Source organism: Bradyrhizobium sp. WSM2254 (assembly GCF_000472645.1).
GTDB classification, from domain to species: Bacteria; Pseudomonadota; Alphaproteobacteria; order Rhizobiales; family Xanthobacteraceae; genus Bradyrhizobium; species Bradyrhizobium niftali.
In genome coordinates this window covers 169,733-190,572 of the sequence record NZ_AXAB01000013.1, presented here as the reverse complement: position 1 = coordinate 190,572, position 20,840 = coordinate 169,733, and the positions used below count along the sequence as shown (strand labels likewise).

The 20,840-nt window shown below is 64.5% G+C and carries 23 protein-coding genes and 1 tRNA gene; 10 read left to right on the top strand and 14 right to left on the bottom strand.

The features are described from left to right. The first annotated feature begins 60 nt into the window (after positions 1–60). The 5 genes from A3M7_RS0110460 (at position 61) to A3M7_RS0110440 (ending at position 3,839) form a co-directional block, all read left to right on the top strand. Positions 61–828: a Crp/Fnr family transcriptional regulator gene (locus A3M7_RS0110460; RefSeq protein ID WP_027543878.1), complete on the top strand. Its 768-nt coding sequence runs from the start codon at positions 61–63 to the stop codon at positions 826–828. A 314-nt stretch (positions 829–1,142) separates the two neighbouring features. After that, positions 1,143–1,859: a prolipoprotein diacylglyceryl transferase gene (locus A3M7_RS0110455; protein ID WP_027543877.1), complete on the top strand. Its 717-nt coding sequence runs from the start codon at positions 1,143–1,145 to the stop codon at positions 1,857–1,859. Next, positions 1,840–3,285, top strand: a complete 1,446-nt coding sequence (locus A3M7_RS0110450; protein WP_027543876.1) for a radical SAM protein — start codon at positions 1,840–1,842, stop codon at positions 3,283–3,285. Before A3M7_RS0110455 ends, A3M7_RS0110450 begins: the two co-directional genes overlap by 20 nt. Before the next feature lie 98 nt (positions 3,286–3,383). Beyond that, positions 3,384–3,539: a hypothetical protein gene (locus A3M7_RS51215; protein WP_371090170.1), complete on the top strand. Its 156-nt coding sequence runs from the start codon at positions 3,384–3,386 to the stop codon at positions 3,537–3,539. Positions 3,540–3,551: 12 nt separating this feature from the next. Continuing rightward, on the top strand, positions 3,552–3,839 hold the full coding sequence (locus A3M7_RS0110440; protein WP_027543875.1) for a hypothetical protein: 288 nt from the start codon (positions 3,552–3,554) through the stop codon (positions 3,837–3,839). Here the strand turns inward: A3M7_RS0110440 and A3M7_RS48420 are convergent. Continuing rightward, positions 3,836–4,075: a hypothetical protein gene (locus tag A3M7_RS48420; RefSeq protein ID WP_156936853.1), complete on the bottom strand. Its 240-nt coding sequence runs from the start codon at positions 4,073–4,075 to the stop codon at positions 3,836–3,838. The two genes, A3M7_RS0110440 and A3M7_RS48420, sit on opposite strands and share 4 nt — an antisense overlap. A gap of 2 nt (positions 4,076–4,077) precedes the next feature. Here A3M7_RS48420 and typA point away from each other — a divergent pair, with 2 nt between their 5' ends. Next, on the top strand, positions 4,078–5,904 hold the full coding sequence (typA, locus tag A3M7_RS0110435; protein ID WP_027543874.1) for a translational GTPase TypA: 1,827 nt from the start codon (positions 4,078–4,080) through the stop codon (positions 5,902–5,904). A gap of 214 nt (positions 5,905–6,118) precedes the next feature. Beyond that, positions 6,119–7,366: an NAD(P)/FAD-dependent oxidoreductase gene (locus A3M7_RS0110430; RefSeq protein WP_027543873.1), complete on the top strand. Its 1,248-nt coding sequence runs from the start codon at positions 6,119–6,121 to the stop codon at positions 7,364–7,366. Between the two features lie 200 nt (positions 7,367–7,566). Here the strand turns inward: A3M7_RS0110430 and A3M7_RS0110425 are convergent, their stop codons facing one another. Genes A3M7_RS0110425 through A3M7_RS0110410 form a run of 4 tightly spaced genes read right to left on the bottom strand, consistent with a single transcriptional unit; the run spans position 7,567 to position 10,716 of the window. After that, positions 7,567–7,974 (bottom strand): thiol-disulfide oxidoreductase DCC family protein, encoded by a 408-nt coding sequence (locus A3M7_RS0110425; protein WP_027543872.1) that lies wholly within the window; start codon positions 7,972–7,974, stop codon positions 7,567–7,569. 60 nt (positions 7,975–8,034) lie between these two features. Next, positions 8,035–9,354 carry an SDR family oxidoreductase gene (locus A3M7_RS0110420; protein ID WP_049823320.1) on the bottom strand — a complete coding sequence of 440 codons (1,320 nt, stop codon included), beginning with the start codon at positions 9,352–9,354 and terminating at the stop codon, positions 8,035–8,037. Positions 9,355–9,361: 7 nt separating this feature from the next. Then, complete coding sequence (locus tag A3M7_RS0110415; RefSeq protein WP_027543870.1) at positions 9,362–9,829, bottom strand: DUF2269 domain-containing protein; 468 nt, start codon at positions 9,827–9,829, stop codon at positions 9,362–9,364. Then, complete coding sequence (locus A3M7_RS0110410) at positions 9,826–10,716, bottom strand: dienelactone hydrolase family protein (protein ID WP_027543869.1); 891 nt, start codon at positions 10,714–10,716, stop codon at positions 9,826–9,828. Before A3M7_RS0110410 ends, A3M7_RS0110415 begins: the two co-directional genes overlap by 4 nt. Positions 10,717–10,982: 266 nt before the next feature. Here A3M7_RS0110410 and A3M7_RS0110405 point away from each other — a divergent pair, with 266 nt between their 5' ends. Together A3M7_RS0110405 and ppa are read left to right on the top strand one after the other, a co-directional pair. Next, a complete protein-coding gene (locus A3M7_RS0110405) occupies positions 10,983–11,492 on the top strand; it encodes a GNAT family N-acetyltransferase (RefSeq protein WP_008136728.1) in 510 nt (169 codons plus the stop codon). A gap of 179 nt (positions 11,493–11,671) precedes the next feature. Beyond that, positions 11,672–12,208, top strand: a complete 537-nt coding sequence (gene ppa, locus A3M7_RS0110400) for an inorganic diphosphatase (RefSeq protein WP_027543868.1) — start codon at positions 11,672–11,674, stop codon at positions 12,206–12,208. Between the two features lie 215 nt (positions 12,209–12,423). On the opposite strand, the gene folD is transcribed toward ppa, so the two are convergent. From folD to A3M7_RS0110385, 3 genes are read right to left on the bottom strand one after another with little or no spacing between them, the layout of a single operon-like run. Next, positions 12,424–13,308 (bottom strand): bifunctional methylenetetrahydrofolate dehydrogenase/methenyltetrahydrofolate cyclohydrolase FolD, encoded by an 885-nt coding sequence (folD, locus tag A3M7_RS0110395; protein ID WP_027543867.1) that lies wholly within the window; start codon positions 13,306–13,308, stop codon positions 12,424–12,426. 1 nt (position 13,309) lies between these two features. Then, positions 13,310–13,663, bottom strand: a complete 354-nt coding sequence (locus A3M7_RS0110390; RefSeq protein ID WP_027543866.1) for a DUF167 domain-containing protein — start codon at positions 13,661–13,663, stop codon at positions 13,310–13,312. A gap of 15 nt (positions 13,664–13,678) precedes the next feature. Next, entirely contained in the window at positions 13,679–13,969 is a 291-nt protein-coding gene (locus A3M7_RS0110385) for a YggT family protein (protein WP_008539240.1), read from the bottom strand. Positions 13,970–14,175: 206 nt separating this feature from the next. On the opposite strand from A3M7_RS0110385, the gene A3M7_RS0110380 reads away from it, so the two are divergent. Beyond that, positions 14,176–14,251: transfer RNA gene (locus tag A3M7_RS0110380), tRNA-Ala, on the top strand. A gap of 104 nt (positions 14,252–14,355) precedes the next feature. Here A3M7_RS0110380 and A3M7_RS0110375 read toward each other — a convergent pair. From A3M7_RS0110375 to A3M7_RS0110350, 6 genes are all read right to left on the bottom strand, one after another. Next, positions 14,356–15,168 (bottom strand): enoyl-CoA hydratase, encoded by an 813-nt coding sequence (locus tag A3M7_RS0110375; protein ID WP_027543865.1) that lies wholly within the window; start codon positions 15,166–15,168, stop codon positions 14,356–14,358. Between the two features lie 101 nt (positions 15,169–15,269). Then, complete coding sequence (locus A3M7_RS0110370; protein WP_027543864.1) at positions 15,270–16,073, bottom strand: glutamine amidotransferase; 804 nt, start codon at positions 16,071–16,073, stop codon at positions 15,270–15,272. Between the two features lie 131 nt (positions 16,074–16,204). After that, positions 16,205–16,984, bottom strand: a complete 780-nt coding sequence (locus A3M7_RS0110365; protein WP_027543863.1) for an SDR family oxidoreductase — start codon at positions 16,982–16,984, stop codon at positions 16,205–16,207. A 226-nt stretch (positions 16,985–17,210) separates the two neighbouring features. Next, positions 17,211–17,699 (bottom strand): TerB family tellurite resistance protein, encoded by a 489-nt coding sequence (locus A3M7_RS0110360; RefSeq protein ID WP_027543862.1) that lies wholly within the window; start codon positions 17,697–17,699, stop codon positions 17,211–17,213. A 291-nt stretch (positions 17,700–17,990) separates the two neighbouring features. Beyond that, positions 17,991–19,400 (bottom strand): adenylate/guanylate cyclase domain-containing protein, encoded by a 1,410-nt coding sequence (locus A3M7_RS0110355; RefSeq protein WP_027543861.1) that lies wholly within the window; start codon positions 19,398–19,400, stop codon positions 17,991–17,993. Positions 19,401–19,450: 50 nt separating this feature from the next. Continuing rightward, on the bottom strand, positions 19,451–20,818 hold the full coding sequence (locus A3M7_RS0110350; protein WP_027543860.1) for a cytochrome P450: 1,368 nt from the start codon (positions 20,816–20,818) through the stop codon (positions 19,451–19,453). Positions 20,819–20,840: the final 22 nt, after the last annotated feature.

Sequence of the window (20,840 nt, the reverse complement as noted above, 5' to 3'; positions counted from 1 at the left end):
TTGTGCACACAGCCGGCGATCGAGACTGGCTAGTGTTGAAAGGAGAGCAGGGGATTGACGATGGACGCGCGTATCGGGAAGGCGGCGGAGGTCGGCAGCCGGCCGGCCAACAATCTGCTGCGACGCTTGAGTCCGGCCGACTATGCGCTGCTCGCGCCACACGTCATCGTTGACGACGCCGCGGCCAACGAGCTGCTCTACAGTCCCGGCGACGATGTCCAGGTCGTGCACTTTCCCTGCGGGCCGTCGCTCGCGACCTTTCTCGTTCCCAACGAAGACGGCCGCGACGTCGAGACCATCCTGGTCGGCCGCGAAGGCGCGGTCGGCGGCATCGTCAGCGAGGGATTTCTGCCGGCCTACACCCGCATCTGCGTGAAATTCGGCGGGCCGTTTGCACGCATTCATGTCGGCAAGCTGGAGGCGGCCAAGCTGCGCTCGGCCTCGCTGCGCAACATCTTCGCCCGCTATGCCGACTGCATGCTGGCGCAGATCTTCCAGTCGACCGCCTGCAACGCCATCCACTCGATCGAGCAGCGCACGGCGAAATGGATCCTGGCGGCGATGGAGCGCACCGGCGACGAGAGCAGCGTGCCGCTGACGCATGAGCAGCTCGCGACGCTGCTCGGGGTCGGACGCAGCTATGCGAGCCGCGTGCTCCAATCGTTCAGGGCCGAAGGCATCCTCGACACGCGGCGCGGCTCGATCCTGGTCCGCGACCGCGACCGCCTGCGCCAGCGCGCGTGCCTCTGCAACGAGGCGGTGAAAACCCATTTCGAGGAAGTGCTGCGCGGCGTCTACCCGACGGAGGAGGCGAGCAGCACCGGCTAACCTCTCCGGCGTGCTGCCCCCTGAACTCCCGCTCCATGGCAGGGCTATCGCATATGGAGAAAACCGTGGCCGGCAGCTTGCCTGCGGCCCATCCTTCGAGACGCCCGCCTACGGCGGGCCCTCAGGATGAGGTCACGGTTTGCGGCGAGACATCAGACCCTCATGGTGAGGAGCCCGCCAAAACGGGCGTCTCGAACCATGCAGGCCGAGCTCATCCGGCAGCCTCTCTCTGTGTCATATGCAATAGCCCTCCCCCACCATGAAAGGATGCCGGCGTACGACACCGCACGTCCGCCGTGCTATACCCGCTCCGCATGAGCGGGGCATTCCTTCACACTGTCTTCGATGTTGCGGCGTGGCTGGCGGCAGGTGCGGCGGTCTACTGGCTGTCGCGACAAGGCTTGCGGTTTCCGGCGCAATCCTTCGAGCTGCCCTACATCGCCGCGCTGGTGTTCGGCGCCGGCCTTGGCGCCTATCTGTTCGGATCCGCCAATCTGTGGCTGTCGGGCGAGAGCGGCGTTGCGCGCTCGGTCGAGGGCGCGCTAGCCGGCGGCATCGTGGCGGTCGAGCTCTACAAATGGACCGCCGGCATCGCCTTGCGCACAGGCGCCCGGTTTGCGCTGCCGCTGGCCCTTGGCATCGCGATCGGACGGCTCGGCTGCTATTTTGCGGGCCTCGACGATTTCACCTACGGCACGCCGACGGCATTGCCCTGGGGCCATGATTTCGGCGACGGCGTTCTCCGCCATCCCGTGCAGCTCTACGAGAGCGCCGCGATGGGCGTGTTCGCGCTGCTCTACGTGCTGGCGGTCTTGAACCGGAGCGCGTTCGCGATCACCAATGGTTTCTACCTGGTTCTGCTCTACTATGGAGCGCAGCGCTTCCTGTGGGAATTCCTCAAACCCTATGGCACGCTGATCGGCCCCCTCACGCTGTTTCACCTGCTGTCGCTGTCCATCCTGCTCTACGCCGCAATCATGCTGGCGACGGCGCCCAAAGCGAGACCTGTGCATGAACGCGCCGTTGCGTAAGTCGCGCCCCTACATCTTCTGGGGCCAGACCCAATCCCTTTGCGAAATCTGCCTGAAGCTGGTGCCGACCAAGATCCAGATCCTCGACAACGAGGTCTGGTACGAAAAGCGTTGCAGGGAGCATGGTGTCCAGTCGACGCTGGTTTCCACCGACGCGGCCTATTGGCGCCTGTGCAAGGACTTCATCAAGCCGGGCGACCGCCCGATGCAATTCCAGCACCGCACCGAATTCGGCTGCCCCTATGATTGCGGCCTCTGTCCCGACCACGAGCAGCATTCCTGCCTCGCGTTGATCGAGATCACCGAGCACTGCAATCTCACCTGCCCGGTCTGCTTCGCCGAATCCGCGCCAACGCGAACCAAATTCACCCCGCTCGCGACGGTCGAGAAGATGCTCGACGCGCTGGTTGCCAGCGAGGGCGAACCCGACCTCGTGCAGATTTCCGGCGGCGAGCCGACATTGCACCCGGATTTTTTCGAGATCCTGGACGCCGTGCGCGCCCGCCCGATCCGCCATGTCATGATCAACACCAACGGCCTGCGCATCGCCCGCGAAAAGGATTTCGTGGCGCGGCTCGCCGAGAACAAGCGCGGGCTCGAGGTCTATCTCCAGTTCGATTCGCTGCAGCGCGATGCATTGGTCAATCTGCGCGGCGCGGACCTGCGCAAGATCCGCCAACAGGCGCTGGAGAACCTCGAGCATTTCGGCGTGTCGACCACGCTGGTGGCGACCATCAAGCGCGGCGTCAATGACGCCGAGATCGGCGACATCGTGCGTCACGCGCTGACCTGGAAATGCGTTCGCGGCGTCACGCTCCAGCCGGTGCAGGATGCCGGCCGCAACGAGAATTTCGACAAGACCACCGACCGCATCATGCTGTCGGAGATTCGCAAGCGTGTCGTCGAGACCGGCGTGTTCGGCGACAAGGACATGATCCCGCTCCCCTGCAACCCCGAGAGCATCTCGATCGGCTACGGCCTGCGCAATGGCGAGAAAGTGCTGCCGCTGACGTCGCTGATTCCGCAGGAGCAGCTGGTTGCGGTGATGCCCAACACCATCAGCCCGGAGAAATATCCGGTGCTGCGGGAAAAATTCGTCGACCTGTTCTCGCTGTCGTCGGGGCCGCTCAACACCTCCGAACGGGTCTGCGAATTGCTGTGCTGCCTGCCGAGCTTCGAGGTGCCGGAAGGACTTTCTTACGAGAACGTGTTCCGCGTCACCATCGTGCAGTTTCTCGATCGCTTCAATTTCTGCGTCGGCAACGTCAAGCGCTCCTGCATCCATTTCGTGACGGAGCAGGGCGCGATCATTCCGTTCGACACCTACAATCTGTTCTACCGCGACGGAAAGATCGACGGCATCCGCGCTGCACTGGCCGGGCAGACGTATCGGGACGTGAGGCAGGGCGAAGAGGTGCCGCGGTGAGCGATACCGGTGCGCCTCCTCCAAGTCCGAAGCCGCCGCTTCAAGCGGACGCGCCTCCGCTAGCGCCGCCACGGCGCGACGGTTGCCTGACCGCTTTCATGGTGGTCGCCGGCGTGGTGCTGCTTTTCCCCGGCCTATGCTTCCTGGCATTCGGCGGCCAAGGCGCCCCCTTTGTCCTGATTGGGTTTGTCCTGATCGGAATTGCGGTCTTCCTCTTCATCCGCGCGGCGACCCCACCCAAGCCCCGGCAGTAGCGTCGCATCATCATGAGCAACATCGAACCCCCGTCCCCTCCCCCGCTTTCGCTGCCGCCGCCGAACCAGCGCGGCGGCTGCCTGACCGCCCTGATGGCAGGCTTGGGCGTCCTCATGCTGCTGCCCGGCCTCTGCGCGCTCCTGTTCGGCGGAATGTCGGTGCTTGAGGACGGCAGAATCGGCTCCGACATGGCGCCACTGGTCTTCCTGGGACTGGTCGTCGGCATCGGAGGGGTCGCCCTGATCTGGGCGGCCATTAAGGGGCGGAAGGCCCCCACCCATCCCGGAACCGAGCCTTAACCCCCGGAGATTCCCGGACAAAATTCAGTCAACCAACCGGCAAAGAACACATTGTTTTTTGGCGTTTTTTGCATATATTGCGCCGCAACGCGCAGGGTGCCCGGTCGATATGGCCGGGCTTCCCTTTTTGGGCGGAAAGCGCCCGTTTCCAGTCTTCCAGCGTTGTTTCGAGAAGAGGTCCCGGTCTGACCGGCGAGATCGCGCTTAACCCATTGTTCGAACGCAAAGAAGCTCACTCATGAACCTCCGCAACGTCGCCATCATCGCCCACGTCGACCACGGCAAGACGACCCTGGTCGACAAACTCCTCCAGCAGTCCGGCACGTTCCGCGAGAACCAGAAGGTGACCGATCGCGCCATGGACTCCAACGACCTGGAGCGTGAGCGCGGCATCACCATTCTGGCCAAGGCGGCCTCGGTGCAGTGGAAGGACACCCGCGTCAACATCGTCGACACCCCCGGCCACGCCGATTTCGGCGGCGAGGTCGAGCGCATCCTCAACATGGTGGACGGCGCGCTGGTGCTGGTGGACGCCGCTGAAGGCCCGCTGCCGCAGACCAAGTTCGTGGTCTCCAAGGCACTGAAGGTCGGCCTCAAGCCGATCGTCGTCATCAACAAGGTCGACCGCCCCGACGCGCGCCCGACCGAAGTCATCAACGAGGTGTTCGACCTGTTCGCGGCGCTCGACGCCAGCGAGGAGCAACTCGACTTCCCGATCCTCTACGGATCGGCCAAGCAGGGCTGGATGGCCGAGAGCCCCGAGGGTCCGCAGGACAAGGGCATGGAGCCGCTGTTCGACCTGATCCTGCGCCACGTCGCGCCGCCGACGGTCGAGGAAGGTCCGTTCAGGATGATCGGCACCATCCTGGAGGCCAACCCCTATCTCGGCCGCATCATCACCGGCCGCATCTCCTCCGGAGTGCTCAAGCCGAACCAGCAGGTCAAGGTGCTGCATGCCGACGGCAAGCTGGTCGAGACCGGGCGCATCACCAAGATCCTGGCGTTTCGCGGCCTCGAGCGCACGCCGCTCGATGAAGCCGAAGCCGGCGACATCGTCGCCATCGCGGGCCTGACCAAGGGCACCGTCGCCGACACCTTCTGCGATCCGACCGTCGAGGTGCCGCTGCCGGCACAGCCGATCGATCCGCCGACCGTGTCGATGTCGTTCATCGTCAACAACTCTCCGCTCGCCGGCACCGAAGGCGACAAGGTGACGAGCCGCATGATCCGCGACCGTCTGCTGCGCGAAGCCGAGGGCAACGTCGCGCTGCGCGTCGTCGAAGCCGCCGACAAGGACGCGATGGAAGTCTCGGGCCGCGGCGAATTGCAGCTCGCGATCCTGATCGAGACCATGCGCCGTGAGGGCTTTGAGCTCTCGGTGTCGCGCCCGCGCGTCGTGTACCAGAAGGACGAAGCCACCGGCGCCGCCATGGAGCCGATCGAGGAGGTCGTGATCGACGTCGACGAGGAGCATTCCGGCGTCGTCGTGCAGAAGATGAGCGAGCGCAAATCCGAGCTGGTCGAGATGAAGCCGTCCGGCGGCAACCGCCTGCGCCTGGTGTTCTACGCGCCGACCCGCGGCCTGATCGGCTACCAGGGCGAGCTGCTCACCGACACCCGCGGCACCGCGATCATGAACCGCCTGTTCCACGGCTACGCCCCGTACAAGGGCGAGATCCAGGGCCGCCGCAACGGCGTCCTGATCTCCAACGACCAGGGCGAGGCCGTGGCCTACGCCATGTTCAAGCTGGAGGATCGCGGCCCGATGATGATCGAGCCGGGCTGGAAGGTCTACAAGGGCATGATCGTCGGCGAGCACACCCGTGACAACGATCTCGAGATCAACGTGCTCAAGGGCAAGCAGCTCACCAACATCCGCACGACGTCGAAGGACGAAGCCGTGCGCCTGACCCCGCCGATCCGCATGACGCTGGAAAAGGCGCTCGCCTATATCGAGGACGACGAGCTCGTCGAGGTCACCCCGAAGTCGATCCGCCTGCGCAAGAAGCACCTCGACCCGAACGAGCGCAAGCGCGCGGAGAAGTCCAAGGAAGCGGTGGCGTAAAGCCACCGCACGCCGTTGTGCAGTAGGGTGGGCAAAGCGTAGCGTGCCCACCACTTGAAGTCCCGGTCGGCAATGGTGGGCACGGCGCAAGAGCGCCTTTGCCCACCCTACGAAGCTACTGTCTCTGGAATACTGGATCACCCGCTTTCGCGGGTGATGACAGCTGTGCACGTGGTGACTTCAGCACCCCCAGCGAACGTGCTAGAGCCCGCCCATGGGCTCCCTTCCCTCCTCCGTTGATGTCGCAATCATCGGCGCCGGTGCCGCCGGGCTTGGCGCGGCGCACGCGCTGGCGGGCTCCGGCCTCTCCGCCATCGTGCTGGAGGCCCGCGACCGGCTCGGCGGCCGCGCCTGGACCGTGCAGGCCTCGCCCGAGGTGACGTTCGACGTCGGCTGCGGCTGGCTGCATTCGGCGGACCAAAACTCCTTCGTCGCAATCGCAAAGCAGCTCGATTTCGAGCTGAACAAGGACCTGCCGCCCTGGCGCGAGCGCGCCTTCGGCAACGCGTTTCCGCAAAGCCAGCGCGACGAGTTCATGCGCGCGATGGACGCGTTCTATGAGCGCCTCTGGCAGGCCGCGCAAAAGGGCAAGGACGAGCCCGCGAGCCTGAGCCTCGAGCCCGGCAATCGCTGGAACCCGATGATCGACGCGATCTCGACCTACATCAACGGCTGCGAACTCAAGGACATGTCGACGCTCGACTGGGATGCCTATGAGGACACCAACTTCAACTGGCGCATCCGCCGCGGCTACGGCACGCTGGTTGCGGCCTATGGCGCGCCCTGCCCGGTGGCGCTGAACTGCATGGTCACGCTGATCGATCATTCCGGCCAGCACATCCGCCTTGAGACGTCGCAGGGCACGCTGACCGCCGGCAAGGTGATCGTCACCGTACCGACCAATCTGATCGCCGATGAGGCGATCCGCTTCTCGCCGCAGCTCCCGGCCAAGCTCGATGCCGCAGCCGGCCTGCCGCTCGGCGTTGACGACAAGGTGACGCTGGCGCTCGGCGATGCCGAAGCCTTCCCGAAGGAAGGTAATTTGCGCGGCGCCACCATGCGCACCGCGATGGGCACCTACCACATCCGCCCGTTCGGCCAGCCCTGCATCGAAGGCTTTTTCGGCGGCAGTTTTGCAAGAGAGCTGGAGGACGCCGGCGAGGGCGCGATTGCCGCGCAAAGCATCAACGAGATCGCGAGCTTTCTCGGCAACGACATCCGCCGCAAGCTGAAGCCGCTGTACGAGTCGCGCTGGGCGCGTGATCGCTTTGCCCGAGGCTCCTATTCACATGCGCTGCCCGGCCATGCTGGCGACCGTGCGGTGCTGGCCGCGCCGGTCGATGGCCGGCTGTTCTTCGCCGGGGAGGCGACGTCGCCGAACTTCTTCACGACGGCGCATGGGGCAAGAGACAGCGGCGAGCGGGCGGCGAAGGAAGTGCTGGGGGCGATTGGGAAGCGCTGACTAAACGCCGTCGCTGCGGCGTCATACTCCAACGTCGTCCCGGCGAAGGCCGGGACCCATACCGCGTGATTTCTCGATGAAGCGCGGTGCTTGTACCGCGGATTGATCCCCTCACTTCTAGTCTTCGCCAAACTCCGCCCTGTGGTTATGGGTCCCGGCCTTCGCCGGGACGACACCGAATTCGTGGGGCCGCCGTCGCGTCACTCGATCACCCGCGCCCGCAACTCCGCGTCGGGCACGAAGCAGGCGTCATACTTCCCGAAGATGCGATAGCGGTTGCGGGCGATGAGGCTGTACACCGCATCGCGCAGTGGCTTGGGCACGGCGAATAGCATGCGCACCCAACCCCATCCCTGCAATTGCGACAGCACGGTCAGTGCGGCGTCGGATTTCATGAGCGCCTCGCCGCCGTGGATCACGGCGTTGGTGTCGGGATCATCAGGATCGATGCCGAACGTTCGTGCGAGCCGCGTTCCATAGTCCGACTGGATCGGCGTGAAACGAAACCGCCTCGACGTATCGCGCTTTGCCACGAACCGCACCCAGCGCGAGCAGAAGATGCAGACGCCGTCGAACAGGATCACGTCATCGTCGGGCCATTTGCTCATCAGATTCTCTTTTTGACGCGTTTTCTTCACGCGAACCGGGATCCACTTCGCTCGAAAACGCTATCGATTATCCAACATCAGAAGCGCGACGAGCATCAGCACGATCGCCGGTCCCGTCTTCACAAGCGCACCAAGTGGCTCGATCCAGAGATCGGGCGTCAGGGTCGCTGCGCCGAACATGTAGCCGAGCGAGGCGGCGATGCCTGCAACCAAGCCGATCGCCGCGGTGCGGCGGAAGGCGATCAGCACGCCGATGCTCATGTCCATCAGGCTGGTGCCGATGGTGATGGGATCGACCAGCGCCGGCGGAAAATTGTGCGCGCTCAGAATGCCGGCGGCGGCGCGGTAGGAGACGAACAGCGCGATGAAGCCGGAGACGACCCAGAACGCGACCAAGCTCGCGAAAATGAGCGCCTTGACCAGGAACAGCCGCGCGAACCATTTGTCCTGGATGGTGGCGGGGTGGCGCCCGATCGTCTCGGTCAGCGTCTTCGGCACGATGCCCGTGGCGGCAATCCACGCCGAAGGATCACCTCGCACGCCGCGGCGCAGCTCGGCGATGGCGGTGGAGCGCATCGGCGGCATCCAGCCGAGATGGCTGGCGAGATCGCCAATTTTCGCGCCGAGATCGAGCATCAAAGACGGCATCGCGACGCGCGGCCAACCAGCCGTGCCGAGCGCGAGCCGAAAATGCTTGATGATTCCGGCCATTGTGACCGGCTCTGATAGCATCAGGTCCCAGCTTACGGCCTTCACGGCTGCATCGTCGCTGTCGCGCGCGGCGAGCCAGGCGATGGTGGCAGCGATGTCCCCGACCGCGACGGGCTGGAACGGCATCGCCATCTCCGCACGCGGCAAGTCGAGTGGAAAGGCCGCGAGCGCGCGCAGCATGGCGCTGCCGCCATAGGCTGACGGTGCGACCACGAAGCCGGGCCGCAGGATGGCGTGGTCAATGCCGGAGGCCGCGATCAACCGTTCGGCTTCGCGCTTGGTCGTGGCGAAAGCGGTGCGGTCGGCTTCGGCCATTCCCGGAATCGAGATGTGCACGAGGCGGATCGCGCGGTCGCTGCCGCCGATCGCCTGAAGCAGACGCGCGACGAAATCGCGATGCACCGCGCCTGTGTCGCTGCCCGGCCCATCCTGCAGCACGCCCAGACAATTCACGACGACATCCACGGCCTGCTCGCGCAGCAGGCGCGTCAGCGCGGCTGCATCGAGCGAAAGGATCGGCAGCTCAATGTCCAGCGCGCTCATCCTCTGCGCTTGCGACAGGCTGCGCGCCACGCCGACCACGCGAAAGCCCCGCTCGCGCAGATCGTCGGTGACGAAGCGGCCGATCAGGCCGGAGGCACCGAGCACCAGGATGGTTCGCTGGTTCATCATTTCCTCAAAACGGCTTGGCGACCATCAGCCAGAGGATCAGCATCGTCGCGCCGAAGCCGGGGAAGCCGAACGCGAACCAGCGGCGGAACAGGATGAAGTAACGCTCCGGCAGGGCGGCGCGTTGCTCGGAAGCCTTGCGCGCGAGATCGCGCATCTCGATCTGCATGAAGACGACGGGGATCCAGAACAGGCCTGCGATGGCATAGAGCGCGAGCGAAACGAGCAGCCAACGCTCCGTGAACGACGTGGCCGAGAGCATCATCAGCAGGCCGCCGCTGACCGGCTGCAAGATCACCGCTGACAGCGTGAAGATTGCGTCCGCAATCACCACCACCGAAGCGGTGCGCGCAATGAAGTCCACATCGTTCGTGCGATGCGCCATCAGCATGAAGAAGGCGATGCCGGTGCCGGTGCCGAGGATGACGATGGCGCCGAGCACGTGCAGGTATTTGACCAGGAAATACAGCGTCATGGTTTCTTCGCCAACGCCGGCTTCAGCGCGCGCTCGAGCTCGCTGCTGGCGGCTTTGACGCCGGCTTCGGTTTCGATCATCCAGTGCCCCTCGCTGCCCACCGCGGACAGTGCGCGGAAATCGACCTTGCCGCCACCGCCGCGAAATGCATCTGCCAGCGACTTCGAAAATGCCGGCGGGAAATAGCTGTCATTGCCCGCAACGAGCCATGTGACGGGAATGCGCGCCGCCTTGCCGAATTCAGCGGCAGCCGCGAGAAGCGTGTGTGGCGCACAGATCCGGTTCGGTTCGTCATTGGCATGGCCGCCGCGCCCCGGCGCAAACACTGTGATCGCCGAGATCGTCTTCGGATCGGCATTGGCGAGGCCCAGCGCGCCCCAGCCACCGGCGGAATGGCCGACCACGATCGCGGCATCCTGGCGGATGAAATCCTGCTTTCGCAAATGGTCCAGTGCCAGCGAAATTTCTCCGGCCGTCGCACGACCCGAGCGCGCGTAATCCGCTTCGTCGCAGCCGCCCTGGTCCTCGACATAGCGACCACCGGTTGCTCCATGGCCGAGCCGTTCCGGCACCAGCACGGCAAAGCCGCGCGCGACAAGGAAGGCCGTGAGCGCGCGGTATTCCGGCTGCGGCATTTGTGCGCGACGCAACACATTCTGCGTCGAGGCATGCGCGATGACCGCAAGCCGGAATGGCCCGGGTCCGAACGGGCGAAACAGCAGCGCATGCGCGGCAATGTCGCTATCCGGCGACGGCACACGCCATTCCTGCCGGCGAAACGGCTCGCCTTCCTCGCCCGATGCACCGAACGTGACCTGAGCGCACAGAGGCGGCGCGGTCAGCAAGGCCAGCAGAGGCAGGAGCGCAAGGATGTTGAAGAGCCGCATGAATTGCCGGAGGCGAACACGGACAGCGAGGGCCACACTAACGGGAACGAATCATCCTGGGCGGACTTTCTGCGTTGCCATCGCCGTTCATTGGTTGCCGCAACAGAGTTTTGCACCGACACATGGCAGTTCGTTGCCGTTCAAGGCAGCGCCTTGTCCTCTTTCGGTACAACAACCGTTAAATACTGATGCAGAAAGTCCACAGGTTAACCGATAATTAACGTTAGGTCTTGCCGCCGACGCGGCGACTTGATTTGATCGTGTCCATGAGCACAACCCTGATCGAGGTCCGGCCGGCCAAAGCCGCAGATGCAACTGCGGTGGCGTCAACCCATGACGAAGCCTGGCGCTCAGCCTATCAGGGCATCATTCCCGGCGCCGAGCTGGAGAAGCTGATCAACCGCCGCGGTCCGCAGTGGTGGGACAGCGCGATCCGCAAGGGCAGCCGCGTCAGCGTATTGGTGTTCGGCGACAAGATCGCAGGCTATGCCAATTACGGCCGTAACCGTGCCCGCAGCCTGCACTTCGACGGCGAGATCTACGAGCTCTATCTGCGCCCCGAATTCCAGGGCCTCGGTTTCGGCCGTCGCCTGTTCGCCGCCGCCCGCCGCGACCTGATGCAGAGCGGGCTGAAGAGCATGGTTGTGTGGGCGCTCTCGGACAACGATCCGGCGACCGAGTTCTACCGGGCCCTGGGCGGCCGCATGGTGGCGCGTTCCTCGGAGCGATTCGGGCCGAAGTCGCTCGACAAGGTTGCCTTCGCTTGGACCAATTGAGCTGCTGAAAGTCTAGCCGGCAGCGTTTCCCATCCGTCGATACCGTTTGCCGCTTGAGCCGGTGATCGCTGGATTCATTATTTCACAAAAACACGATGGATTGGGGGGCCAAGCCCGCGTATGACAGCGCCAAAATCGCTGCCGGGCGCGATTTAACGTCGGCAACAACGGAGCCTTGAATGCGTATCGATGCGGTCTCGATCGGGAAAAACGTCCCACAGGACGTCAATGTCATCATCGAAGTCCCCGTGGGCGGTGAACCGATCAAATACGAGATGGACAAGGAGGCCGGCACGCTGGTGGTCGACCGCTTCCTCTACACGCCGATGCGTTACCCCGGAAACTACGGCTTCATTCCGCACACGCTGTCGGACGACGGCGATCCCTGCGACGTCCTGATCGTCAACACCCGCGCCATCATCCCCGGCGCCGTCATGAGCGTGCGCCCGGTCGGCGTGCTGTTCATGGAAGACGAAGCCGGCGGCGACGAGAAGATTCTCGCCGTGCCGTCGTCGAAGCTGACGCAGCGCTACGACAAGGTGAAGTCGTACTCGGACCTGCCGGATATCACGCTGCAGCAGATCCAGCACTTCTTCGAGCACTACAAGGATCTCGAACCAGGCAAGTGGGTGAAGATCTTGCGCTGGGGCGGCCCGGAGGAAGCGCACAAGCTGATCCTCGAAGGCATGGACCGCGAGAAGAAGAAGAAGGGCTGAGATCTGCTCCCTCGCCCCGCTCTTGTCCGCCGAAGCCTTTGGCGAAGGCGGATGCGGGGCCGCGACGAGCTTCGCTCGCGCTGAGAGGGTCGGGGTGAGGGGGAGTCTCCGCAAGGACAGTGAGAGTTGGACTCGCGGAGAGTCCCCCTCACCCGGAATTCAAGCTACGCTTGAATTCCGACCTCTCCCCGCAAGCGGGGAGAGGTGAAGAAAACCTACACCGCCGGCTTCGCCAGCCCCGCGATCGCGCAAGCGGCGCGCAGCGTATTCACCAGCAAGCATGCGACCGTCATCTGGCCGACGCCGCCCGGCACCGGCGTGATGGCGCCGGCCACCGCGAGCGCTTCCTGATAGGCGACGTCACCGACGAGGCGCGTCTTGCCGTCGTCCTTCGGGATCCGGTTGATGCCGACGTCGATCACGGTTGCGCCCGGCTTCAGCCAATCGCCGCGCACCATCTCGGCTCTGCCGACCGCGGCGTAGACGAGATCGGCGCGCCTCACGAGGCCGGGCAAATCGCGCGAGCGCGAGTGCGCGATCGTCACCGTGGCGTTCTCGTTCAGCAACAACTGCACCAGCGGGCGGCCGACCAGGTTGGAACGGCCGATGACGATGGCGTTCATACCCTCGAGCGAAGCGTGCACGCTCTTGGTCAGGATGATGCAGCCGAGCGGCGTGCAGGGCGACAGCGCCTCCAAGCCGCCGGCAAGCCGGCCGGCATTGTTCGGATGCAGGCCATCGACGTCCTTGGCGGGATCGATGGCGTTGATGACGGCCTCGGTGTTCAGACCCTTCGGCAGTGGCAGCTGCACCAGAATGCCGTGCACGGCCGGATCGCGATTGAGTTTTGCGACCAGCGCCAGCAGATCGCCTTGCGACACATCGGCCGGCAGCTTGTGCTCGAACGAGGCCATGCCGGCGGCCTGGGTCTGGGTCTGCTTGGAGCGGACATAGACCTCGCTCGCCGGGTCGTTGCCGACCAGGACCACCGCAAGGCCCGGCACCAGATTGTGCTCGCGCTTGACGCGGGCGACCTCGTCGGCCACGCGCGCCCGGAGTTCCGCGGCTATGACTTTTCCATCGATGATCTTGGCCGTCATGTCAGTTCCCTTGGTCTGTCGATTTGGCCGAAGCCAGCCGGCGCAGGGCTTCGCCAAGCCGCGCCGGATCGCCGTCGACCGCGATCTGCTTCAGCCGCGAGGTCGCTCCGGACAGGAGTTTTACGCTGGCCTTGGAGACGCCCAGCGATTTCGCCAGCAGGACCAAGACGGCCTTGTTGGCCTCGCCGCCATCGGCGATCGCGCGCACTCGCACCTTGAGCACGCTGCGGCCATCGGCCAGCCGCTCGATCCCGTCGATGTCGTCGCGGCCGCCGCGCGGCGTCACCCGCAGCGCGATGCTGATGCCCGCGGCCGAGTAACGCCAGGGTTCCTTGCAAGCGTCGTTGGCAATCAAGGCGCTCCAGCCTGCCTAGATCACGTTCGGGTAGATGTAATACAGGATCACCCGCTCGATGAACATGATGAGCAGGATCAGGATGATCGGCGAAATATCGAGCCCGCCGAGGCTGGGCAGGAAATTGCGAATCGGCGCCAACAGCGGCTCGGTGATCCGGTAGAGGAACTCCGCCACCGCCGAAACGAACTGGTTGCGGGTGTTCACCACGTTGAAAGCGATCAGCCAGGACAGGATCGCGGAGGCGATCAGCAGCCAGACGTAGAGGTCGAGCACGATGATGACGATGTCGAGAACGGCACGCATGGCTTTTGATGACTCTGGCTTTTGAAAACTCTGGCTGCGGTCGGGATTGACGCCTTTTGCTAGATATCGGTTCCCCCCGGCCCAAACAAGGGAGGTTCGGGCGCCGGAATGGCTAAAACCGCGTTACGCCCGTCCTTGACTTGACCTTGGCAGGGACTTAAATGGCGCCCGGTTGTCGGCCGCATTTACCAGAGCGGCCAGCAAACGGGGCCATAGCTCAGCTGGGAGAGCGCGTCGTTCGCAATGACGAGGTCGGCGGTTCGATCCCGCCTGGCTCCACCAGCCTTCGCAGGCTGCGCCTGCTTCGGCTCGGCAAGCCGCTTCGTAGCGAAGGCTGCCGCGCCATAGCCCGAAGGGCGACGGCGGGCTCCCTCCGAATCCTCCCCCTACCTCCCCGTAAACCGCGGCGGCCGCTTCTCCATGAAGCTCGCGACGCCTTCCCGGAAATCGCTGCCGCCCAGCGCCACCATCATCTCCCGGTTGGCGTCGATCGTGGCCTCGGCCAGCGTCTGGAACGGCACCTCGTAGAGCTGGCGCTTGATCACGGCCATCGCGCTCGGCGAGACGAAATCGGCGAGGTCGCGCGCATAGGCGTAGGTCTCCTCGCGGAGCTTCTCCGGCGAGCACAGACGGTTGACCAGCCCGATCCGCAGCGCCTCGTCGCTCGAAACACGGCGCGCCGAGAGCAACAGATCCATCGCGTTGGCATGGCCGACGATGCGCGGCAGCATCCAGCTGATGCCGTGCTCGGCAATCAGGCCGCGTCGCGCGAAGGCGGTGGTGAACACGGTATTGTCGGCGGCAAAGCGCAGGTCGCAATAGAGCGCGTGCACGAGGCCGATGCCCGCGGTCGCGCCGTTGAGCATGGCGATGACGGGCTTTCCGATCGACGGATAGAAGCCGTAGCGTGTCTGCCAGTCGGGCCGGCGATTCATGTCGAAGGGCGGCAGGTTCGATGCGCGCCTGACGTTGTCAGGGTCGAGCCCTTTCAACGCATCCATGTCGGCGCCGGCGCAGAAGGCGCGGCCCGCGCCGGTGAGCACGATGACGCGGACATTGTCGTCGGCGCTCGATGCTTCCATCGCATGGCGCACGTCGCGCTCCATCGTCGGCGTCCACGCGTTCATGCGGTCCGGGCGATTGAGCGTGATGGTCGCGACCTTGTCGCTCACCTCATAGAGAATGTGTTCATAGACCATGACGCTCTCCCTTCTCTGCCGGCGCAATTTCGCGCGCGTTCGTTGGGAGCGAGCCTAGCATATCCAGGGATGAAGCAAGGGCCTGCGCGCTGTCTGCGCGATCACTCGGCGGCTTGCGCCAGCAGCGGCCGGCGCGCCAGCCAGCCATTGATGAAGTGATCGAGCCAGGCGCGTTCTGCGACATCGTACACGGCACGGTCCGCGAAATGATGATGCCGCTCGCGCGCACCGGGCGCGCTGAACCCGTCATAGCCGCGCGTGGTCCAGCGATGCATCATGGCGTAGGTCACGTCGGGATGAAACTGCACGCCGAAGGCATTGCCGGCGCGGAACGCCTGCACCGGAAAATCATCGCCTTCCGCAAGCAGCTCAGTGCCATCAGGCAGTTCGAATCCCTCGCGGTGCCAGTGATAGACCTGCGCCGGCCAGGCCGGGCAGAGTGCGTGGCCCGCGGCCGTCGGTCGGATCGGGTAGTAGCCGATCTGGGTCAGCGCCTCCGCATGCGGTGCGACGCGGGCCCCGAGCTGCATCGCCAGCATCTGCGCCCCGAGACAGATGCCGAGGAACGGTCGCTGTTCGCGAAGCGGAATTTCGATCCAGTCGATCTCGCGGCGAATGTAGTCGTCGGGATCGTTGGCGCTCATGGGGCCGCCGAAAACCACGGCGCCGGCATGCTGATCGAGCGTCTGTGGAAGGGGATCGCCAAAGCGGGGACGGCGGATGTCGAGGCGATGGCCGAGCGCGCGCAGCGCATTGCCGACACGGCCGGGCGTCGAGGATTCCTGGTGCAGGACAATCAGAACCGGCAACCGGGCTTCAGGACGAGCAGCAGATGCGCCAAGGGCCCTTCTCTTCGGGAAGGGGACCAATTCCGCGCCACCAAACCTGTCCGTCCGGAACGACATTGCCTTTCCAAATGCTATCGGTTCAGACCGCCAGCATAGCTAAGCGATGGTTAACATCGTGTGAGTTCGCGCACGCACGACACCGATTAAGGAAGCAAGCTCCGGGCCACGACGGGTGCTTCGAGCGTTCTCTAGTGCCTCTGCCGCTGGAAGCGACTGGTGGCGGACAAAATGAAGCCGCGCGGGAAGAAACGCAGCGCGAATGGCACAATCTTGATGCCGAGACCGGGCAGCACTGCCCGTTTATTTGCCATCAGCCCGCGATAGGCCTCCCGCGCAACATCGGAGGCAGGAACATTGAGAAGGGCCGTATTATGTCCGGATCCAACGCCGGCGCGCGCCTGGAATTCAGTAGGCACCGGACCCGGGCAAAGTACGGTGACGCGGACGCCGCGCGGCGCGAGCTCCGCCCGCAGGGCCTCGGTGAGAGAAATCACATAGGCCTTGGACGCGTAATAGACCGCCATGCCGGGGCCGGGCAGGAAGCCGGCGATCGAGCCGACATTGAGAAGACCGCCCTTGTTCCTGACGAGCTGATCGGCAAATCGCAGCGACAGATCCGTCAGAGCCCGGACGTTGACATCGACGATGCCAACCTGCTCGTCGCGATCGCACTCGATTGCATCGCCGAACACGCCGAAGCCGGCATTGTTGACGAGATGGTCGAGCTCGACACCCTCGGCGGCGAGCGCTGCCGCGATCTTTTCTCCGGCGTCTGCTTCCTGAAGATCGCAGGCGATGACGATCGGCTTCTTGCCGCCCTTGGCGGCGAGCTCGTTCGCGAGCGCCTCGAGCCGGTCCGCGCGCCGCGCCGTCAGCGCGAGACGGTGTCCATTCGCGGCGAACACCCGCGCCAGCTCCGTGCCGATGCCCGCCGAGGCACCGGTGATCAACGTTACCCGCTCAGTCACGATCGAAGTCTCTTGAATTGAAGTTTTTTAGTCCTGCAATGCCGGAACGAGAGCATAGGCCGTACGCGACAGGCAAGCGGGCTGACAGCATGGCCGCTTGAGTGGGCACCAGGGAGGGCAGAAAACCCACAGATTTACGGGCAAATCCGGGACAAGGCGGCCGGGGGCTACATTAAAGTTTCGTCATGTGATCTGCACAACCGGCCATCCGCCGTGTTGGACGCGATCAGCCGCCGACGGCGCCGTCCTTCACCTGGCTACCGGCGCGGTCCGCCACGGCGTGCTTCAGGTCGATCCGGTCGCGCTGGGCAATCCCGAGCAGGTCGGAGGCGCGCCAGACCACGTTGTCCTCGAACTCGGAGACCTGGCCGTCGGCATAGACCAGCTCCCACATCATCTGGACGATGCGCTTGCGGCCCGCTTCATCGAGCGAGCGCATGATGACGCTGGTAAAGTGATAGAGGTCGACCGCCTCGCCCTCGACCTGGGTTGCATCGGCGATCAAACGATCGGCGGTGCCGCGATCAAGCCCGAAATGGCTTTCGATCAGGCTGTGCAGCTTGCGCTGCTCGGCCGCCGTCGGTTGGCCGTCCAGCGAGACCACGTGAACCAGCAACGCGGTCGCCGCCAGCCGATAATCGCTGTCGCCGAATGCGCGGTCCTGGGCTTGAGAAGCCACAATGTCGGCGATGAATTGGCGCAAGCCGTCCAGCATGAAGTCCTACCGAAAACAATGACGCCGCGGGGGCGCGGCGCCTACCAGCATTATATGTGCGGGAAACTCAACCGGCGCAACGTGTGTCAGTTCCGCGCGCGGCATTACGTTTCGGCAATCTGAGGGGTGTGATTTTGGCGTAGAGCAAGCCAAGTCCTCAGATGTCGTCCCGGCGAAGGCCGGGACCCATAACCACAGGCTGTGGATTGGCGAAGACTTTTGGCAACGACCGGCCTGCCCGTTTCAGAAATCACGCGGTATGGGTCCCGGCCTTCGCCGGGACGACACCAACTACGGTATCTCGTACACCACCATCTTGTCGGCGATGCCGCGCAATGCAGCCTGCTTCTGGATCGGCTTGATCGCGCGCTGCTCCAGCACTTCCGCCACGGCCGGCGCATCCAGCACCGGTCCGGTGATGTGGATCTCCTGTGCGGTCGACAGGCTCTGCACGCGCGCGGCGATGTTGACGGTCTGGCCGAAATAATCCTGACGCTCGTTGAGCATCACCGCGAGGCACGGCCCCTCATGGATGCCGATCTTGACGATGAGATCGCCGGTGCCGCGCTGCTTGTTGAGCTCGTCCATCGCCGCGCGCATCCGCAGGCCCGCGACGATCGCGTGCTCGGGACGGATGAAGGTCGCCATCACGGCATCGCCGATGGTCTTCACCACCGCGCCCTTCTCGGAGGAGATGATCTCGAGCAGCGCATGGAAATGCGCGCGCACGAGATCGAAAGCGGCGAGATCGCCGACCCGCTCGTAGAGCGCCGTCGATCCCTTCAGGTCCGTGAACAGAAATGTCAGGGACGTGATCTGGAGCCGCTGGTCGACACTGAGATTGTCCGCCTTGAACACATCGCGGAACGTCTGGTTCGACAGCATCCGCTTGGCGGTGAGGAACGGCTTGCGCTTGCCGATGAGGTGATGAAGCGCCTCGGCCGCGATGAACACCGACGGCAGCACGCGTATGCCGGCCTGGTTCTCCAGCGACAGCCGCAGCGGGCCCGGCCGCAGTGTCGTGGTGCCCGTTGGTGCCTGCACCCTGTTGTACATGATGGCGAACTGCTGGCGATCCTTGGTCGGCTCGCCCTGCACGTCGATGAAATGAGCGGCGTGCGTCACCGGCTCGAAGATGATGATGAAGTCGTTCGGCAGCTGCAGCGACATGGTCGCCTTCTCGCCAGCCGGCAGCTCCATCGTATCCAGCGTCACCTCGTTGGCCAGCGTCGCAAACGACTCCTTGTTGAAGTCGACGCCGGAGCTCCAGAACACCTGCTTGAAATATTCCCACACCGGAAGCGTATCCGGGTCGTGCGCCGCGATGCGCCGGACGCGCGGATTCACGGTGAAGGAAACCTCGACCTGATCGTCCACGGAGGCCTTGTAGCCGCAGGCACAGAGTGCGCAGTGATAATCGTCCGGCTTGAGCGCCTTCAGCGTCGCGTGAGCACCGAGCACACCACCGCAGCCCGGACACAGCACGTTCCAGCCGAGATCGAACAGCCCGAGCCGCGCCGCATGCAGGAAGGCGGAGATCGCGCGCTCTTCGTCGACACCATGCTGCCTGGCGAAATCGAGGACATTGACGCGGTTGAGCTCGTGATCCTCTCCGTCCTCGATGAGGCGCGCAATTTCATCGACCGCCTTCGGATCGGCGGTCTGCTTCAGAACGGAAAACTGGGCCTGGATGTCGCTCATGGCCTAACTCTATCTAGGGTCGATCACGCCATTGGCCAGGCGATTGCCTGTCACCGACGCGTGATGCGGAACATGGGTGAACGATCCGGCTGGGTCGTGACGACGCCATGCGGGATCACGGGAGCCGTATCGACCAGCTCGACGCGGAACGCACCGATCAGCCGGGCCAGCGCCAGCACGGATTCGGCTTGCGCAAACGGCGCGCCGACGCACACGCGCGGACCCGCGCCGAACGGCAAATAAGCGAAACGGTCGGGTACTTCAGTCGACATGAAGCGCTTTGGAACGAACGCGTCCGGCTGATCCCACAGCTTTTCGTGCCGGTGCAGCAGCCAGGGCGCGATCATGATGATGTCGCCCCTGCCGATCTCGATTCCGGCCACACTGTCCTTGTCGCGCGCGGCACGCGCGATGAGGAAGGCGGGCGGATAGAGCCGCATGGTTTCTTCGATCACCGCGCGGGTGAATTTCTGGCGATCGATGTCGGCCATGCTGTCGAGATGTTCGCCGCGGGTCTCGGAGGCCACCTCCTCCTGCGTATCGGGATCGAGCGCGAGCAGATAGAGCGCCCAGAACAGCGCGGTCGCCGTGGTTTCGTGACCGGCGAGAATCATGGTCGCGACTTCGTCGATGAGCTGCGCGTCGGAAAAGCCCTTGCCCGTCTCGGGATCGCGCGCCTCGTCCATGAGGTCGAACAGGTCGCGCGGCGGCGCGCCGTCCTTTTTCCCGGCGGCGCGCCGCTCGGCGATCAGCATCGCGACGAATTCGGTCCAGCGCTTGCGGAATCGGGCGCGGGCAAAATCCATCGGGCTCGGCCAGGACACCGGCAGCAGCATGTCGAGGAAATAGGGCCGTCCCAGCCGTTCGCCATATTCCATGACGAAGTTGCGCAAGGTGGGGCCATGCCGGTCCATGCCGAAGGAGAACATCGTGCGCCCGGCGATCTCGAGCGTCATGCGCTGCATGGTCTCGCGCAGATCAACGGTCTCGCCGTTGCGCGCATCCAGCTTCGCGATGGTCTCGTCGAGCACCGCAGTCATGTGCGGAACGAGATTTGCGGTGGCGCGCGGCGTGAAGGCTGGCGCCAGCGTGCGGCGCTGGAACGTCCAGGCATGACCTTCCGCAATCAGAAGGCCTTCACCGAGCACGGGACGCAGCATGCGGATGCCGGCCGGCGTGCGCGTGTAGTTCTCGTAATTGCTGAGAAGGACATGCCGGATCGCGTCCGGACGGTTCAGGATGAAGCTCTTGTGGAGGAAGAAGCGGCCCTCGAGAACGTCCTCCTCATAGGCGCGCTGCCCCCAGGTTGCGATCATGTTCTGCCGGATCACCGCGACCCGGCCGAAGAACGACATGTCGTCCGGCGCACGCGGCGGCGTCGGAGGGACGATGGGCCGACGCACGCTGGCGATATTCATGGCTCTCTCCCGCAGATGTGAC

What these genes read in the sequence shown, in the direction of transcription:
- folD (WP_027543867.1), bottom strand. Translation starts at nt 13,308, where the DNA reads ATGACGGCCAAGATCATCGATGGAAAAGTCATAGCCGCGGAACTCCGG.
- A3M7_RS0110350 (WP_027543860.1), bottom strand. Translation starts at nt 20,818, where the DNA reads ATGAATATCGCCAGCGTGCGTCGGCCCATCGTCCCTCCGACGCCGCCG.
- A3M7_RS0110420 (WP_049823320.1), bottom strand. Translation starts at nt 9,354, where the DNA reads ATGAACCAGCGAACCATCCTGGTGCTCGGTGCCTCCGGCCTGATCGGC.
- A3M7_RS0110360 (WP_027543862.1), bottom strand. Translation starts at nt 17,699, where the DNA reads ATGCTGGACGGCTTGCGCCAATTCATCGCCGACATTGTGGCTTCTCAA.
- A3M7_RS0110415 (WP_027543870.1), bottom strand. Translation starts at nt 9,829, where the DNA reads ATGACGCTGTATTTCCTGGTCAAATACCTGCACGTGCTCGGCGCCATC.
- A3M7_RS0110375 (WP_027543865.1), bottom strand. Translation starts at nt 15,168, where the DNA reads ATGGTCTATGAACACATTCTCTATGAGGTGAGCGACAAGGTCGCGACC.
- A3M7_RS0110355 (WP_027543861.1), bottom strand. Translation starts at nt 19,400, where the DNA reads ATGAGCGACATCCAGGCCCAGTTTTCCGTTCTGAAGCAGACCGCCGAT.
- A3M7_RS0110440 (WP_027543875.1), top strand. Translation starts at nt 3,552, where the DNA reads ATGAGCAACATCGAACCCCCGTCCCCTCCCCCGCTTTCGCTGCCGCCG.
- A3M7_RS0110370 (WP_027543864.1), bottom strand. Translation starts at nt 16,073, where the DNA reads ATGTCGTTCCGGACGGACAGGTTTGGTGGCGCGGAATTGGTCCCCTTC.
- A3M7_RS0110460 (WP_027543878.1), top strand. Translation starts at nt 61, where the DNA reads ATGGACGCGCGTATCGGGAAGGCGGCGGAGGTCGGCAGCCGGCCGGCC.
- A3M7_RS0110455 (WP_027543877.1), top strand. Translation starts at nt 1,143, where the DNA reads ATGAGCGGGGCATTCCTTCACACTGTCTTCGATGTTGCGGCGTGGCTG.
- typA (WP_027543874.1), top strand. Translation starts at nt 4,078, where the DNA reads ATGAACCTCCGCAACGTCGCCATCATCGCCCACGTCGACCACGGCAAG.
- A3M7_RS0110405 (WP_008136728.1), top strand. Translation starts at nt 10,983, where the DNA reads ATGAGCACAACCCTGATCGAGGTCCGGCCGGCCAAAGCCGCAGATGCA.
- A3M7_RS0110385 (WP_008539240.1), bottom strand. Translation starts at nt 13,969, where the DNA reads ATGCGTGCCGTTCTCGACATCGTCATCATCGTGCTCGACCTCTACGTC.
- ppa (WP_027543868.1), top strand. Translation starts at nt 11,672, where the DNA reads ATGCGTATCGATGCGGTCTCGATCGGGAAAAACGTCCCACAGGACGTC.
- A3M7_RS51215 (WP_371090170.1), top strand. Translation starts at nt 3,384, where the DNA reads ATGGTGGTCGCCGGCGTGGTGCTGCTTTTCCCCGGCCTATGCTTCCTG.
- A3M7_RS0110430 (WP_027543873.1), top strand. Translation starts at nt 6,119, where the DNA reads ATGGGCTCCCTTCCCTCCTCCGTTGATGTCGCAATCATCGGCGCCGGT.
- A3M7_RS0110410 (WP_027543869.1), bottom strand. Translation starts at nt 10,716, where the DNA reads ATGCGGCTCTTCAACATCCTTGCGCTCCTGCCTCTGCTGGCCTTGCTG.
- A3M7_RS0110425 (WP_027543872.1), bottom strand. Translation starts at nt 7,974, where the DNA reads ATGAGCAAATGGCCCGACGATGACGTGATCCTGTTCGACGGCGTCTGC.
- A3M7_RS0110450 (WP_027543876.1), top strand. Translation starts at nt 1,840, where the DNA reads ATGAACGCGCCGTTGCGTAAGTCGCGCCCCTACATCTTCTGGGGCCAG.